The organism is Comamonas testosteroni (assembly GCF_000761245.1).
GTDB classification, from domain to species: Bacteria; Pseudomonadota; Gammaproteobacteria; order Burkholderiales; family Burkholderiaceae_C; genus Comamonas; species Comamonas testosteroni_C.
Map to the genome: position 1 here is coordinate 89,946 of NZ_AWOR01000043.1, position 16,243 is coordinate 106,188.

Sequence of the window (16,243 nt, forward strand, 5' to 3'; positions counted from 1 at the left end):
GCGAGATGGCTCCAGTCGACAGTGGCGCCTTTCAGCAAAGGCAGCGGCACCATGAGCCGACTTGAGGATCGACATAGTTTGTAGGAGCAAACCTACATCCAAAGAGCATTCACACCAAGTGATTACCCTGAAAGGCTTGGCATGATTGCGTCTAGATTTAGATCAAATCATAGGCATAAGCTTGTATATCCAATACAAAGCGCTGCAAAATCAAGAGCAACATCGGGTCGCAAAATTGACAAATGTCAATATTTGTCGGAGCTTAGTCCTATTCAGGCCGCATCACAAACCACGACAATTCGTATCTTTTTAGCAACAACCATGCAGAACCACAGCGCCCTACCCGGTTATTCCCGCGTGCAAGCGCCTGTGGTTTGTCCACCGGCAATACAACCATGCCCCAACGCCCGACCTTGTTGATCGTCTACCACTCCCTGACGGGCGGCACACTCCAGATGGTCGAAGCAGCCAGTGCCGGTGCGCGCCAGGAAGCATCCGTCCAGGTCCGCTTGCTGCACGCGACCGACGCCGGCCCTCAAGACCTGCTGCAGGCCCAGGGTTATCTGTTTGCGACTCCGGAGAATCTGGCGGCCATCAGCGGTCTGATGAAGGATTTTTTCGACCGGAGCTATTACGGCGTGCTCGACCGGATACAGGGCCGCCCCTATGCCAGTCTGGTCTGTGCGGGCAGTGACGGTCATAACGCAGCCAGGCAGATGGAACGCATTGCCACCGGCTGGCGTCTGAAGGCCGTGGCAGAGCCGCTCATTGTCTGTACCCATGCCCAGACACCGGAGGCCATACTCGCTCCCAAACAGATACAGGCCGCCGATTTGCAGCGCTGCGAAGAATTGGGGCAATCACTGGCCACGGGGCTGGCCTTGGGCATTTTCTAGAAAAACAAGGGTTTGCCCGCATCATTCTGGACAGGTCAGGCTCCAGACAAGGGCAAGAATGGGGCCTTCGAATCGGCTTGTATAAATGTGCCATCATTGCGCGCGCATGCTCTTCCCCGATGCGCGCCCCCAAGCAGGCATAGTCTGCGACTTCACCAGCTCTTGCGTCCATGATTGAACCAGACACCGCACGTCCCAAGCGCACGCCTCGCGGCCCCAGTCCGCAAAAGACTCAGGCCACGCGCCGCTCCATCGTGGCGGCTGCGTTTGCAGAATTTCTGGAACACGGCTATGCGCGTGGCACCACGGCTTCGGTTGCACAGCGCGCAGGACTGTCAAAGGTCACGCTGTTTCGCTATTTCGATAGCAAGGAAGCCCTGTTCGAGGCCGTGATCCAGACACATATCGCCTCGGCCGCCGTGGCCTTGCAGTCCAGCCCCATGCACGAGCATGAATCGGTAGGCGAGTATCTTCTGCGCACCGTGGGCGCCGCGGCGGAGGTCATTGACAGCAGCGGCCGCTCTGCCACGGCTAGGCTGGTCGTCGCCGAAGGCCTGGAGTTTCCGCTGCTGGCGCAGATGTATCGCCGCTACGTCCACGATGCCTTGCTCGAGCATTTCACCCGACTCGCACAGCTGGCCGCCCAACGCAACGAGCTCAAGGCTCCCGAGCTGGTGCGGCATCCGGAATTGCTGCTCGCGCCGCTGTGGCTGGCGATGATGAACAACACCGTGATTCACCCCGAAGTGCCCATGAATGCCGGAACCCTGTTCCGGCTTCAGGTGGCCCTGCTGTTCAAGATGCCTTGAGTGCTGGCGCGCCGAAATTTCAATGAAATCCGACCCAATCGCTTACTGGTAAAGCGCCAGTAGCTATCAAAAACAAGGCCGCAGTCTTTCGGACTGCGGCCTTGTTTTTGGAGCGAGTTGCCCCATCAACCCGGCTGTGCGGCCTCTTCCCCACCCAATGCCTTCCACAAGGTCACGCGGTTGAGCTGCTCTGACAGGCGCAGGCCTATCAAGGTCTGCTGCGCGGTATAGAGGCTGCGCTGCGCATCCAGCACCGTCAGATAGTTGTCCACGCCCGCCTTGAAGCGAGCATTCGACAAGTCGAAGGCTTTTTGCGTATTGGCCACCATGCTGGTCTGGGCGGCCAGCCGCTCATCCCACTGAGCGCGGTCGGCCAGCACATCCGCCACCTCCTTGAAGGCTGTCTGCACCGACTTCTCGTACTGACTCAGTGCAATGCGCTGATTGCTTTCAGCCACTTGTACATTGGCTCGGTTGCGCCCGCCATCAAAAATCGGCAGCTTGACCAGAGGGATGAAACTCCAGGTGCTGTTGTTGTTGCCGAACAGGCGGTCCAGCTCATTGCTGCCGGTACCGATACTGCCGGTGAGCGTGATGCTGGGAAACAGCGCCGCCCTGGCTGCGCCGATATTGGCATTCATGGCCTGCAGATTGCGCTCCGCAGCCTGCACATCCGGTCGCTTGAGCAGTACCGATGAGGGCAGAGGCACAGGCACGGCCTTGAGAGCTGCCGTGTCGGCCGCGCCCGTCAGGGTCTGGGCGGTGGGCAGCAGTTGCGCAGGCACCGGACCGCCCACCAGCAGCTGCAGGGCATTACGATCTCTGTCGACCTGGGAGGTGTAGCTGGCCACATCCCCGCGCGCCGTATCGACTGTGGTCTGGTTCTGGGCCAGCACCAGGCCGGAGGTCGAGCCCAGCTCATGCATGCGCCGTGTCAGCTCGAACGCCTTGATGCGGCTGTCCAGCGTGTCCCTGGCCAGTTGCAGGCGCGTCTGATCGGCAGCCAGTGTCAGCCAGGCATTGGCCACATCGGCCACCAGACCGATCTGCACATTGCGCCGGTTGTCCTGGCTTTGCAGAAACTGCTGCAGCGAGGCTTCGCTCAGATTGCGGATGCGCCCCCACAGGTCCAGCTCGTAGCTGGCGAAACCCAGCTGGGCCGTGTATTGCTCGCTGACGCTGGAACGCCCTGCCGTCGTCAGATCGCCTGCGGTGCGCGTGCGATTGCTCTGCGCCTGGGCCGTGATGCCCGGCAGCAGGTCGGCTCTGGTGATGCCGTACTGGGCGCGCGCCTTCTCGATGCTCTCCAGCGCGACGCGCAGATCGCGATTGTTGCTCAGCGCCAGCGCCACCACCTCGCGCAGCTGCGGCGACTGCAGCCATTGCAGCGCCTGGGCCTGTTGCAGCGCCGCCTCGCTGGCCAGGGCCGGCGCGGCGTTGCCGGAGACAGTCTCGGGCACAGGCAGATCAGGCGTTTTATAGGCCGGAGCCAGGTTGCAACCCGCCAGCAAGGCAGTCACTGCGGCAGCCGCCATGGCCGATAATTTCATGCTCGGGCGCCTCATGCTGCGCTCTCCTTGTTGACGTCAGCCGCCTCATCGCTGCGCGAACGGCTCTTGAACCAGCTGCGCACCAGCAGGAAGAACACCGGCACGAGGAAGATCCCCAGCACCGTCGATGCCACCATGCCGCCCAGCACGGCCGTGCCGATGGCATTGCGTCCACCGGCGCCTGCGCCGGTGCCGATGGCCAGCGGAATCACACCGAAGCCAAAGGCCAGGGACGTCATCAGGATCGGGCGCAGACGCAGACGCACGGCTTCCACCGTCGCATCGAACAGCTTCTTGCCCTGCTCCTGCAGCTGCACCGCAAACTCCACGATCAGGATCGCGTTCTTTGCCGCAAGGCCCACGGTGGTGAGCAGGCCGACCTGGAAATACACATCGTTGGTCAGGCCCCGCGTATAGGTGGCCAGCAGCGCACCGACCACACCCAGCGGCACGGCCAGCATCACCGACAGAGGCACCGTCCAGCTTTCATACAGCGCGGCCAGGCACAGGAAGACGAACAGAATCGAGATGGCATACAGCATGGGCGCCTGCGCACCGGACTGGCGCTCCTGCAAGGAAGCTCCCGTCCATTCGTAGGCAATGCCGTTGGGCAGCTTCTTCAAGATGCCTTCCACCGTCTCCATCGCGGTACCCGAGCTGATGCCGGCGGCGGCACGGCCTTCGAACTCATAGGCCGGGCTGCCGTTATAGCGCAGCAGCTGGGGCGAGCCGTAGGCCCAGTAGGTTTTGGAGAAGGCTCCGAAAGGCACCATCTCGCCCTTGTTGTTGCGCACCGTCCATTTGGCAATATCGCTGGGCAGCATGCGGTACTGCGCATCGCCCATGATGTAGACACGCTTGACGCGACCGTTGTTCAGGAAGTCGTTCACATAGGTGCCGCCCATGGCGCTGGAGAGCACGCTGTTGATATCGGTGTAGGACAGACCCAGAGCGGCGGCCTTGCGGTCATCCACATCCACGCGCAGCTCGCTGGCGTCTTCCAGATTGGTGGTACGCACGGCCGTCAGCAGATTGTTGGCACGCATTTCGCTCAACACCTGATCACGCGCGGCAAGCAAGGCCTCGTGGCCCACGCCATTGATGTCCTTGATCATGAAGTTGTAGCCCGAACTCGAGCCCAGGCCGCGCACTGCAGGCGGCAGCACCACTTGCACACGGGCATCGCGGATGCCGGCCAGCTCCCGGGTTGCCTTGTTCGCAATGGCTGCGGCCGATTGCGAAGGCAGGGGCCGCATGCTCCAGGGCTTCAGGCGGATGAAGCCGCGCGCCGAACTCTGGTCGCCGTTGAGGCCCGAGACCTGGTTGAAGCTGATCACGTCTGGCTGCTTGGCCAGATACTCGCGCACCTGGTCCAGCACTTCCTGCAGACGGGCGTCCGAGGCGCCGGACGGCAGATTGACGTTGACATAGACAAAGCCCTGGTCCTCGTCAGGCAGGAACGAGGTCGGCAGCTTGGCCATCAGCAGCCAGACCGCGGCCAGCACGGCCAGAAAGATCAGCATCATGCGCTTGGCCCGGCCCAGGCTGAAGGCCACGGTGCTCTGGTAGCGGTTGGCAGACGCATCGAAATTGCGGTTGAACCATCGGAAGAACCGGTCGTTGATGCCCAGCACCCCGGAGCGTATGGGTCGCTCGTGGCCCTCGCCATGACCGCGATCCGGGGCCTTCAGAAGCGTCGCGCACAACGCTGGCGTCAGCGTCAGCGCCACGAACACGGACAGCGCCATGGCCGCCACGATGGTGATGGAGAACTGGCGATAGATCACACCCGTGGAGCCGCCAAAAAAGGCCATGGGCACGAACACCGCCGACAGCGTGACCCCGATGCCGACCAGCGCAGGCGTGATTTCCTTCATGGACTGGCGCGTCGCCTCCTTGGGAGACTTGCCCGTCTCGTGCATCACCCGCTCCACGTTTTCGACCACCACGATGGCATCGTCCACCAGCAAGCCGATGGCCAGCACCATGGCAAACATGGTCAGGGTATTAATGGAGAAGCCCGCCACGGACAGCACGCCGAAGGTGCCCAACAGCACCACCGGCACGGCAATGGCGGGGATCAGCGTGGCGCGGAAGTTCTGCAGGAACACGAACATCACGATCACCACCAGCACCATGGCCTCGCCCAGCGCATGCACCACTTCGCTGATCGAGGCCCGCACAAAGGGAGTGGAGTCCGAGCTCACGAAATAGTCGATCTGGTTGGGAAAGAAGGGCTTTAGCTCGGCCAGCTTGGCCGCCACGGCATCCGACACCGCCATGGCGTTGGCACCGTCGGCCAGGATGATGCCCATGCCCGCACCGGGCATGCCGTTGAGCTTGGCCTGGATGGACAGATTGTCGGCACCGAGCTCCACCCGGGCCACGTCCTTGATGGTGACGACAGAGCCGTCATTCGAGGACTTGAGCACGATGTCCTCGAACTGCTCCACGGTCTTGAGCTTGGTGCGCGCCGTGATGGTGGCGTTCAGCTGCTGGTTCTGCACCGCAGGCAAGGCTCCCAGCTGACCTGCGGAGACCTGGGCATTTTGCGCGTTGAGCGCGCTGCTCAGATCGGAGGGAATCAGCCCGTACTTCTCCATCTTGGCCGGGTCCATCCAGATGCGCATCGCATAGGGCGTGCCGAAGACGTTGATGTCACCGACGCCTTCGATGCGCCCGATGATGTCCACCAGATTGCTGTTGATGTAGTCGCCGATGTCCACGGCGGTCACATCTTCATCGGGCGAATAAAAGCTGTAGGTGACCAGAAAATCCTGGCCGCCCTTGTTGATGAAGACGCCGCGCGTCTTCACGGAGTCCGGCAGGCGGTTGACCGCGCCCTGAATCTTGTTTTGCACCTGCACCTGCGCCACGTCGACATTGGTGCCCGGAGCAAAGGTCAGTGTGATGCGGGCCTGACCCGACGCATTGCTGGTCGAGCTCATATAGAGCATGTTGTCGATGCCCTTGATCTGCTGCTCGATGATCTGCGTCACCGAGTTTTCGACCGTCTCGGCCGAAGCGCCCGTGTACTGGGCGCCGATAGTCACCCGGGGCGGAGCAATCTCGGGGTACTGCTCCAGTGGCAGCAGCTTGATCGACAAAGCCCCGGCCAGCATGATGATGATGGCGATGACCCACGCGAAGATGGGCCGGTTGATGAAGAACTGAGCCATGTGTGTCGCCTGCCTTGCTTACTTCTTGGCAGGCGCATCGGCAGCGGCCTGCACCGGCGGCTCGCCACGCTGGCTCTTGCGCTCTGCCTTGGCCTTCAGATCCACCTCCACGGTCTGGACCTTGTCGCCGGGCTTGATGCGCTGAAAGCCATCCACCATCACACGCTCGCCTGCTTTCAGGCCCGTCTTGAGCAACCAGAAAGCACCGACGGCACGGTCCAGCTCCACATCCCGCTTTTCAACCACGTCGCCGTCCTTGACGACCATGACATTGGCACGCCCGGTCAGATCGCGGGTCACCGACTGCTGCGGCACCAGCAAGGCATCGGGGGCCAGGGCCGTGGGCAGCAAGGCCTTCACATACATGCCGGGCATGAGCATGCCGTCGGGATTGGGCACCTCGGCGCGCAAGGTCAGCGTGCCGGTGGTGTCGTTGACGATCACGCCCGCAAACGCCAGCTTGCCTTGCTGCGGGTAGTCGCTGCCGTCGTCGAGCTGGATGCGCACGGCAATCTTGTTGCCTTCGACCTTCTGGTAGCGTCCAGACTCCAGATCGCGCTTGAGCTGCATCAGATCGGAGCTGGACTGGGTGAAGTCCACATACATGGGGTCGAGCTGCACGATGGTGGTGAGCGCCGTGGCCTGGTTGGCCGTGACCAGCGCGCCGGGCGTGACGGCAGACAGCGCGATGCGGCCACCGATGGGGGCCTCGATGCGGCTGTACTTGAGATTGATGCGTGCGGTTTCCAGATTGGCCTTGGCCACGGCCACGTCCGAAGCGGACTGGGCGGCCGCCGCCTGGCTTTCGTCAAAGGCTTGCTTGCTGATCGCGTCGATCTTGACCAGCTCGGCATTGCGCCGGGCCGTGGCCGCCAGCGTGCGCTGGCTGGCTTCGGCCTTGGCCACGGCTGCTGCAGCACTGGCCTCGGCGGCCTTCAGCGATGCGGCGTCGATCTGATAGAGCTGCTGGCCCTGCTTGACCAGCGCGCCTTCGGTGAACAGGCGCTGCTGGATGATGCCCGAGACCTGGGGCCGCACCTCGGCCGTCATGAAGGCGCGGGTGCGCCCCGGCAGGCTGGCGTCCAGTTGCTGGCTTTGCGACTGCAAGGTGACCACGCCGACCTTGGGGTCGGACTTGGCCGGGCCTTTTTGCTCAGCCTCGGGCTTGGAGCAGCCCACCAGCGCTGCGGCAATCAGCATGGCGCCCACGGCCAGGGTCCAGCGCTGCTGGCGATGCCGCTGCCGGCCTGCACTGGGCAGGCAAGAAAAATGCGCCTCTCGGCGCGATCTCAGCGAAGCGGGCTGGTCAATCTTCATACGTGGAGCAGTCTGAACTAAAGAACTTGTCAACATTGTGCGCCGACAATATTAATAAAATGTAAAGCAGCCACGGGCGCAATGACATGCCGGCAATCACCTGCTTGCCATTGTCCTGTCATGTGGGCATACGGCGTATGCAGCACTCTCTGGCTGAGACACCACTGTAGAAACCCTTGGCAGCAAGGCTCCTCGTCATAACGGACTAGAGCCAGCACCCGCCTCTCCCCGAAATCGACAGCTGGCAGCGCCATCAATATCAGCACGGCAGCGGCTTGTGCTGCCAAATCAATGCTGCTGCTTGCCCGGGCGTACGCGCAATATGCTGAAAACTCCTGCCAGCGCCGCAAAACAGCCGGCCACAGCCAGCGCCAGCAGTTCAGCATTGCCGCCATGCCCGCCCGAGATGGCAAAGATGGTGGCCAGCACCACTGCACCCAGCGTCTGCCCCGTCATGCGGGCCGAACTCAGCATGCCGCCCGCTGCGCCGCTGCGCGACATGGGGGCCGAGCTAACGATGGTGTGGTTGTTGGGCGACTGGTAGAGCGCGAAGCCGCTGCCCGCCAGCAGCATGCGCCAGACCATGTCCCAGTGCGCGACATCGATGGGCATGGCCGCCAGCAGCCACAGTCCGCAGGCAAACATGGCCATGCCGATGCCGCCCAGCAGCCCGTCGGGATACTTGCCGATCAGACGCCCGGCCACCGGGGCTGTGAGCATGGTGGCCAGCGGCCAGGCCGTGATCAGCATGCCCGCCTCCATGGGAGACATGCCGCGTGCCTCCAGCAGCAGGAACGGCAGGGCCAGATAGGACAGCATCTGCGCGCAAAAGGCAGAGACCGAGCCGCACATCGACAGCCGGAACACGGGAATGCGCATCAGATCGACCGGAAACAAAGGAGCTGTCTTGTGCCACTGGCGGCGCAGATAGACATAGCCGACCACCAAGCCGCCGCCCAGCAGCCACCAGCCCGAAGGCATCAGCGAGCTACCCGCAGCGCCCTGCCCCTGCCCCATACGCACGCCCAGTTGCTCACCGCCCAGAAACAACAGGGTGAACATCAGGATATTGAGCAATACGTCAAGCGCGGCGATAGGCTCGCCGTCCTTGCGCACCACGGGATTGGCCGGCAGCGCCTTGCGCCCCATCCACAAGGTGATCAGGCCCAGCGGCACATTGATGGCAAACAGCCAGGGCCAGCTGGCGACCGACAGGATGGCAGCGGCCACCGAAGGCCCGGCCATGGACGAGGTCGCCACCACCAGCGAGTTGATGGCCATGCCGCGGCCCAGCATGGCGCGCGGATAGGTCAATCGCACCAGCGCCGCATTCACGCTCATGATGCCGGCCGCACCCATGCCTTGAAACACGCGCGCCGCAATCAGAGTGGCCAGCGAGCTGGCCAGCGTGGCCGCCACCGATGCAATGACAAACACCGTCATGCCCAGCAAATAGATGCGCCGGTAACCCAGCCGCTCACCCAGCGCCGCCAGCGGCAGCAGCAGCACCAGACCGGCGAGCTGATAGGCGTTGACCACCCACAGCGTCAGGGCCGAGCTGGCCTGCAACTCGCGCGCAATGGCGGGCAAGGCCAGGTTGACGATGCTGCTGTCCAGCACCGACAGGGTGAGACCCAGAATAATGACCAGCATGGCGTGGCCACGCGCGCCATCGGGCAGACCGTCATAAGCCGCAGGAGCTTTGAGCCCAGCTTCATTCGCGGCCTCAGCCATGGGCGGCTCGCTTTGCACCGGCAGACTTGCCCAGCGTGATCCAGGTCAGCGCCACGCCTACCAGCGCTCCGGTTGCCATGCCCACCACCATGGGCAGAGGCTTGCCGTTGGAAAAATGCCCGACGATCTGCATGGCCGCCGCGCCGCTGAGCATCTGCAGCGTGCCCAGCAGGGCCGAGGCCGTACCGGCAATCTCACCATGCTCTTCCAGCGCCAGCACCGAGGTGGTGGGAATCACCAGTCCCATGAAGGCACTGGCGATGAAGTACAGCCCGATCAGCACTGCCAGTTGCTCGCCACCCATGAGGTAGTAGGCCAGCAAGGCCGTCATGGTGAAGCCCGAAGCCGACGCCGCTGCCTTGACCACATTGACCAGGCCAAAGCGCTGACCTAGCCGCCCCGTCAGCTGCGATGCCCCGATAAAGGCAATGGCATTAAAAGCAAACGCCATGCTGTACTGCGTGGACGACAGGCCGTAATAGTTGATCAGCACAAAGGGCGAGCCCGCCAGATAGACAAAAAAGCCCGCCATGGCGCAACCACCGATAAACACCAGACCCAGGTAATGCCAGTCGCGCAGCAGGCTCAGATAGGCCTTGAGCGCGCCGCCAAGGCTGCTGTCCAGCCGCGCCTCGGCCGTGCGGGTCTCTTCCACGCCGCGCCAGGTGGCAATCAAGCCCAGCAAGGCTGCGGCTGCCACCACCCAGAACACGGCACGCCAGCCGGCCACCGCAATCACGCCACTGCCAGCCAGCGGTGCCAGAATGGGCGAGACGCTGAAGACCAGCATCAGCAGCGACATCATGCGCGCAGCGGCATGCCCGGTATGCAAGTCACGCACCACGGCGCGCGGCACGGCCATGCCAGCGGCAGCGCCCAGGCCCTGCATAAAGCGAAAAGCCACCAGAATCTCGATATTGGGGGCCAGCGCGCAGCCCACGCTGGCAATTGCAAATACCGTCAGACCGAAATACAACGGCGGCTTGCGGCCCACCATGTCGGAGACCGGGCCGTAAAGCAGTTGACCGACACCAATCGAGAGAAAAAACGCCGTCAGGCTGGCTTGAACAGCGCCGACTTCGGCACCCAGGCTGGCGCCAATTTGCGGCAGCGCGGGCAAATACATGTCAATGGCGAAGGGACCGATGGCCGACAACAGGCCCAGAATCAACACCAGACGCAGGGAAACAGAAGCTTGCATAGGGGCCTGATTGTCGTGGTAACTTGATTTATTTGCTGAGCGAGCGCATGTTTTCATGCATAGCAGCGCAGTCTCACGCTGGCGCAGAGTACAGCACCACCAATAGCGCTGCTTTCCGCCCATTCATCGGCGCAACGATTGCTCCAGCAGCTCGCACAATCGAGCTACTGCGACCCTTCCCTGCTACTGCCGTGATTGCTGCAAGCTCCTCCAAACGACTCTTTTCCCTCTCGCTGCCCGCTCTCGCCGCGCTCTGCATGCTGACTCACACCGCCAGCGCCCAGACGGCAGCGCCCTTGCCCGCCTTTCAGCTTTCGCCAGACGCCAGCATGGTGATAGACACCCGCGCCAAGCTGGCCTGGCCGCGCTGCGCCGAGGGCATGAGCTGGAATGGCAAAGCCTGCGTCGGCAGCGCCGAGGTCTTCAGCTACAAACAGGCCATGAGCCATGCTGCAGAACGCAGCAAGGCCGAAAACCTGCGCTGGCGCCTGCCGCGCGTCAATGAGCTCAAGCGCCTGCTGGACCGCAGCAGCAAGCCCCAGGGACTGAACCCCGAGCTCTTTCCCAACGCGCCACGCGACTGGCACTGGACAGGCACGGCCGCCGTGAATGCCCAGCGCCTGAACACCTACAACTACGCCCAGGTGGACAAATCCAGCAGCATCTCCGGCCTATCGGCCCAGCAGGCCTGGGCGGTCAACACCGAGACTCTGCAGGCCGTGCCCGATATGGGCAAGGGCAATGCCCTGCTGCTTCGCCTGGTGCGCCCGGCCACCGAGGCCGAGCTCGGCCCCCAGACTTCGGCCACACCATGAAAAAAGGCCTTGCCGCAGCGGCAAGGCCTTTTCAAGTCCCGCACGCTCAGCCGGCGCGCAGCGCCGCCTTGAGGCTCTCGCCCAGTTCGGGCTTGTGCGCGAACGGATCCGTCGGATTGCGACCCTGCACCACATCCTCCAGACGCACCTGCACCGAGCCCAGGGCCTGCGGGTGGCTGTAGATATAGAACTGGCCCGACGCAATCGCATCGAACACCTTCTGTGCCACCTCGGTCGCCGTGACCTTGCCCGAGCCCACGGCCTTGTCGGTCATGGCCTGGCCAATCTTCTGGCTGGCCGTCAAAGGCTGTGCCTCCAGGCCCTGGGGACGGTTGCGCTCGCTGTGACCTATGCCCGTGGGCACGAAGAAGGGGCAGAGCAGGCTGGCACTGACCTGGTCCGAGACCAGGGCCAGGTCCTGGTACAGCGTCTCGGTCAGCGACACCACTGCGTGCTTGCTGACGTTGTAGATGCCCATGTTCGGCGGCGCCAGCAGACCTGCCATGCTGGCGGTGTTGACAATATGGCCTTCATAGGTGGGATCGGCCTTGGCGGCCTCCAGCATCATGGGCGTGAACAGGCGCACGCCATGGATCACGCCCCAGACATTGACGCCCAGCACCCACTGCCAGTCGGCTACCGTGTTTTCCCAGACCAGACCGCCGGCGCCGACGCCCGCGTTGTTGAAGACGAAGTGCGGCGCACCAAAGGTCTCCTTGACTTCGGCAGCCAGTCGCTCCATCTGGGCCGCATCCGACACATCGACCCTGCGCGCCAGCACCTTGGCACCGGCGGCCTTGAGCTCGGCCTCGGCCTTATCCAGCGCCTCCTGCTGCACATCGACCAGCACCAGATTCATGCCTCTGGCGGCTCCAATGCGCGCGCACTCCAGCCCGAAGCCAGAGCCCGCACCCGTCAGAACAGCCGTCTTTCCCGCGAAATTCGTGATCATTCTTGTCTCCGTATTTATTTGGACGCAGCTCCAATGCGTTTCCACGCTCGAAACCGGCGCGGCACAACCAAGGGACAGCAAGCAAGGGCCTATGCCGACCGCGCCGGCCCCGCAGCGAGGCTGTCGCCCCCCCTCCCATAGCGCGCAGCGCGTAAAGAAAGGGGGCGCCCGGCAAGGGGAAGGCGCGGGGCCGCCCAGGCAAAGCGCCTCAGGGGGTTAGAGCAGTTTCACCAGCTGCTTGCCGAAGTTCTTGCCCTTGAGCAGGCCCAGGAATGCGCCGGGCGCCGAGGCCAGACCTTGGGAAATCGTCTCGCGCGGCTTGAGCTTTCCGGCCGCCACCAGGCCGCCCAGCTCGGTCAGGGCCTCGCCCCAGACTTCCATGTGCTCGCTGACGATAAAGCCTTCGAGCTTGATGCGATTGACCAGCAGCAGCGCCGGGTTGGCCAGCGGCAGGGGCTGACCGTCATAGCCGGCAATCATTCCGCACAGGGCCACACGCGCAAAGGCATTGGTGCGCAGCAGCACGGCATCGAAGATATAGCCGCCCACGTTCTCGAAATAGCCGTCGATGCCGTTGGGGCACGCGTCCTTCAGGGCCTTGGCCATGGTCTTGACATCGGGGTGCTCGCGGTAGTCGATGCAGGCGTCAAAGCCCAGTTCATGCACGGCGTAACGGCATTTCTCGGCACCGCCCGCAATCCCCACCACGCGGCAGCCGCGCGCCTTGGCCAGCGCCACAAAGGCGCTGCCCACGGCACCGGTCGCGGCGCTGACGACCACGGTTTCACCGGCCTTGGGGTTGATGATCTTGACCAGACCGTACCAGGCCGTCACGCCCGGCATGCCCACCGCACCCAGGTAGTAGGACAGCGGCACATGGGTGGTGTCGACCTTGCGCAGCGCGCCGGGCACGCTGGGGTCGAGCAGCGAGTACTCCTGCCAGCCGCCCATGCCGACCACCTTGTCGCCGGCCTTGAACTTGGGGTGGCGGCTCTCGATAATCTCGCCCACCGTGCCGCCCTGCATGACTTCGCCCAGCGGCTGGGGCTGGGCATAGCTCTTGGAGTCGTTCATGCGGCCGCGCATATAGGGGTCCAGGCTCAGATAGTGGTGGCGCACCAGCACCTGGCCCTCGCCTACCGTAGGCAGCGGCGACTGCACCAGCTTGAAATTGCTCTCCACCGCCTCACCCTGGGGGCGGTTGTCCAGAAGGATCTGCTGATTGACCGTCATATCTGTCTCCTGTTCGAACTTCAATTTGATAGCTATCAGCGCCTTATCTCAAAGACTTTGACAGCATTTTTCACCTCAAACACAGACTGAAAAAGCGCTGCTAGCTCATCAAACAGTAGCAGCCTGTCTATCTCAATCTGTGGCCAGAGCCTGCAACTCGCCGTCTGCCTTGGGCTTGCGCTTCATGTACTTGAAGGTGCCCGTGGCATGTACGCAGAGTCGGCCTTGTGCATCGTAGATGCGGCCTTCGGTAAAAGCCATGGTGCCTGTGCGATGCAGCAGCACGCCCTTGCCCACCAGCGGGCCATTGGCCGCCTGCATGAACGAGGTTTTCATCTCGATGGTGACCACGCCCTGATCGAAATCCACGCTGCGCGCAGCCACGGCCATGGTCACATCCATCAGCGTCATCGAGGCTCCGCCATGAGTGACGCCAAAGGAATTCAGGTGTTCGGGACGCGGTGTGAAGTGCAGCTCGGACTCACCGTCCTCCATCTTGTGGAGGGTGAAGCCCAGCTCATGCACAAAGGGAATTTCAGGACCAAATGACAACACCGCGAAACCTTTCAGAAGAGTGATGTGCCGCAGACCGCAGCAGCTGAACCGTGAATGTAAGCGCAGCGGACAGTCTCAGAATGCTGCGCCGCACAAAAAACATGACCCACCCTTCGTCCGCCACTATCAACCTCCGACCAGGGCGCTCACGCCGCCATCCACCGCCATCCACTGGCCGGTAATGTGCTTGCCGGCATCGCTGGCATAGAGCAGCGTCAGGCCCTTGAGATCCTCATCGTCACCCAGGCGGCGCAACGGGGCATGAGAGCGCATTTCGTCCTCGCCCAGCGTCTCGATCAGCACGGCCGCCATCTTGGTCTTGAAAAAGCCCGGGCAGATGGCGTTGACGGTGATGCCATGCTCGCCCCACTCGCCGGCCAGCGCACGCGTGAAATTGATGACCGCGCCCTTGGAGGTGTTGTAGGCAATGGTCTTCATGCCCGTGGGATTGCCGCCCAGGCCGGCGATCGAGGCCAGATTGATGATGCGGCCGCTCTTGCGCTCCAGCATGGACAGGCGGGCGATCTGCTGGCTCAGCAGAAAATAGCCGCGCACATTCAGGTTCATCACCTTGTCCCAGGCCGCCGTCGGGTGGTCCTCAGCCGGGGCGCCCCAACTGGCTCCGGCATTGTTGATCAGAATGTCCACATGGCCGAGGCGCTGCACGGCTTCCTTGGCCAGACGGGCGATGTCGGCCTCGTCCGAGCAGTCGGCGGCAATCCAGTCAGCTTCTATGCCTGCGGCCTTGAGCTCGGCTGCGGCCTCTTCCAGATCCTTGGCCTTGCGCGAGCTCAGCAAAATCTTCGCGCCTGCCTCGCCCAGCGCATGCGCCATCTGCAGACCCAGGCCACGCGAGCCGCCGGTCACCAAGGCCGTCTTGCCCGAGAGATCGAAAAGTTGCTGCACCGTACGTGTCATTCTCATGTCTCCTGTTTGTTATCAAGGTTCAAACCGGGTCCGCAGCGCCGTGCAAGGCCTGCCCGTCAAAAGCTGCATGAATTGTGCGGGCGCCTCAGGCCCGGTGTTGTCACCTGCGTGTCGGCGCTGTCCCGCAGGTGGCAGGCCCATCGCGGCAGCCGTTTTCAGGACCCGCAGGTCACGGCTTTGGGACCGGGCACGCAGTTGCCGGCAGCACAAAAGTGGTGACCCGCCGTTGCGCCGAAGCAGTGAAAATTGTGTCAAGCGCTTTCAATCGGCAAACAGCGACTGTGTGCCTCCCCAGGCCCCGCCTTCCAGCTCCAGCATGCGCAGCTTGGTCAAAGCGCCCTGTCCGCCCGAAAACCCGCCCGGCGACCGCCCAGCGGCCAGCACCCTGTGACAGGGAACAATCGGTGCAAACGGATTGGCTCCCAGCGCCTGACCCACGGCGCGCGCCGCACCGGGCTCGCCCAGCGCTACGGCAACTTCTCCATAGGTGCTGGTCCGGCCCGGCGCCAGGGCACGTGTGAAAGCATAGACCCGGCAATGAAATGCAGGGACGGCAAATTCATCGAGTGCAACCTCCAGCAGGTCGGGCAGAACGCCGCCCGGCCCATGCGCAAAGGCCTGCCGCATATCCCCCAGCACGCCGACAGCCGCAGCCTCTGCGCCGGGCTGCGCCCAGCCCTGCTCGCTCTGCGAGTTCACGCCTGCCAGCAGACACTGCACCCCGGCCATGGCCTGCACGGCAAAGCCCGGTACAGCGGAGATGGAGGTCACTGCGCCATAGGCCGCAGGCCCGCGCTGCGGCTGCAGCGCATGGCGCTTGGACAGGCCCAGCAGCATGCGCTCCCGGGTTTCGCCCCAGCTGGCCTCGGGCAGCTGCACGGCGCAGATGGCACTGGCATTCCAGGCCAGCCCGCATGCACCGATGCGCGTGACAAACAAGGCATGACCGGGAAAAGGCAGCGAAGCAGCGTGATTCATGCACACAGTCTACAAAACGCCGTCTTTGCCCTCATGCAAAAATTTTCAAAAGACTGGATGCAAAAACAGTTAATTACTGTATATTTACACAGTCAAA

The 16,243-nt window shown here is 63.0% G+C and carries 13 protein-coding genes; 3 read left to right on the forward strand and 10 right to left on the reverse strand.

Annotation, left to right across the window (positions count from 1 at the left end):
• The first annotated feature begins 395 nt into the window (after positions 1-395).
• Both P353_RS09760 and P353_RS09765 read left to right on the forward strand, forming a co-directional pair.
• The gene (locus tag P353_RS09760; protein WP_034368725.1) at positions 396-896 is read left to right on the forward strand and encodes a flavodoxin family protein; all 501 of its coding nucleotides are present in this window, start codon (positions 396-398) and stop codon (positions 894-896) included.
• 170 nt (positions 897-1,066) lie between these two features.
• Positions 1,067-1,705 (forward strand): TetR/AcrR family transcriptional regulator, encoded by a 639-nt coding sequence (locus P353_RS09765; protein ID WP_034368579.1) that lies wholly within the window; start codon positions 1,067-1,069, stop codon positions 1,703-1,705.
• A 125-nt stretch (positions 1,706-1,830) separates the two neighbouring features.
• On the opposite strand, the gene P353_RS09770 is transcribed toward P353_RS09765, so the two are convergent.
• The 5 genes from P353_RS09770 to P353_RS09790 all read right to left on the reverse strand — a co-directional run bounded on the left by P353_RS09770 (position 1,831) and on the right by P353_RS09790 (position 10,686).
• Complete coding sequence (locus tag P353_RS09770; protein ID WP_034368582.1) at positions 1,831-3,270, reverse strand: efflux transporter outer membrane subunit; 1,440 nt, start codon at positions 3,268-3,270, stop codon at positions 1,831-1,833.
• Entirely contained in the window at positions 3,267-6,434 is a 3,168-nt protein-coding gene (locus P353_RS09775) for an efflux RND transporter permease subunit (protein WP_034368585.1), read from the reverse strand. The genes P353_RS09770 and P353_RS09775 overlap by 4 nt, the downstream gene beginning before the upstream one ends.
• Before the next feature lie 18 nt (positions 6,435-6,452).
• Entirely contained in the window at positions 6,453-7,751 is a 1,299-nt protein-coding gene (locus tag P353_RS09780) for an efflux RND transporter periplasmic adaptor subunit (RefSeq protein ID WP_034368588.1), read from the reverse strand.
• Between the two features lie 288 nt (positions 7,752-8,039).
• Positions 8,040-9,485 carry an MFS transporter gene (locus P353_RS09785; protein WP_034368590.1) on the reverse strand — a complete coding sequence of 482 codons (1,446 nt, stop codon included), beginning with the start codon at positions 9,483-9,485 and terminating at the stop codon, positions 8,040-8,042.
• A complete protein-coding gene (locus tag P353_RS09790; protein WP_034368593.1) occupies positions 9,478-10,686 on the reverse strand; it encodes a multidrug effflux MFS transporter in 1,209 nt (402 codons plus the stop codon). Before P353_RS09790 ends, P353_RS09785 begins: the two co-directional genes overlap by 8 nt.
• 257 nt (positions 10,687-10,943) lie before the next feature.
• Between P353_RS09790 and P353_RS09795 the strand changes: the two genes are divergently transcribed.
• The gene (locus tag P353_RS09795) at positions 10,944-11,501 is read left to right on the forward strand and encodes a DUF1566 domain-containing protein (protein ID WP_230847752.1); all 558 of its coding nucleotides are present in this window, start codon (positions 10,944-10,946) and stop codon (positions 11,499-11,501) included.
• 46 nt (positions 11,502-11,547) lie between these two features.
• On the opposite strand, the gene P353_RS09800 is transcribed toward P353_RS09795, so the two are convergent.
• The 5 genes from P353_RS09800 to P353_RS09820 form a co-directional block, all read right to left on the reverse strand.
• Positions 11,548-12,453 carry an SDR family oxidoreductase gene (locus P353_RS09800; RefSeq protein ID WP_034368596.1) on the reverse strand — a complete coding sequence of 302 codons (906 nt, stop codon included), beginning with the start codon at positions 12,451-12,453 and terminating at the stop codon, positions 11,548-11,550.
• Positions 12,454-12,669: 216 nt separating this feature from the next.
• Positions 12,670-13,686, reverse strand: a complete 1,017-nt coding sequence (locus tag P353_RS09805) for an NADP-dependent oxidoreductase (RefSeq protein WP_034368729.1) — start codon at positions 13,684-13,686, stop codon at positions 12,670-12,672.
• Positions 13,687-13,818: 132 nt separating this feature from the next.
• Entirely contained in the window at positions 13,819-14,241 is a 423-nt protein-coding gene (locus P353_RS09810) for a PaaI family thioesterase (RefSeq protein WP_034368599.1), read from the reverse strand.
• Positions 14,242-14,367: 126 nt separating this feature from the next.
• On the reverse strand, positions 14,368-15,159 hold the full coding sequence (locus P353_RS09815; RefSeq protein ID WP_034368600.1) for an SDR family oxidoreductase: 792 nt from the start codon (positions 15,157-15,159) through the stop codon (positions 14,368-14,370).
• Between the two features lie 270 nt (positions 15,160-15,429).
• Positions 15,430-16,146 (reverse strand): methylated-DNA--[protein]-cysteine S-methyltransferase, encoded by a 717-nt coding sequence (locus P353_RS09820; protein WP_034368603.1) that lies wholly within the window; start codon positions 16,144-16,146, stop codon positions 15,430-15,432.
• Positions 16,147-16,243: the final 97 nt, after the last annotated feature.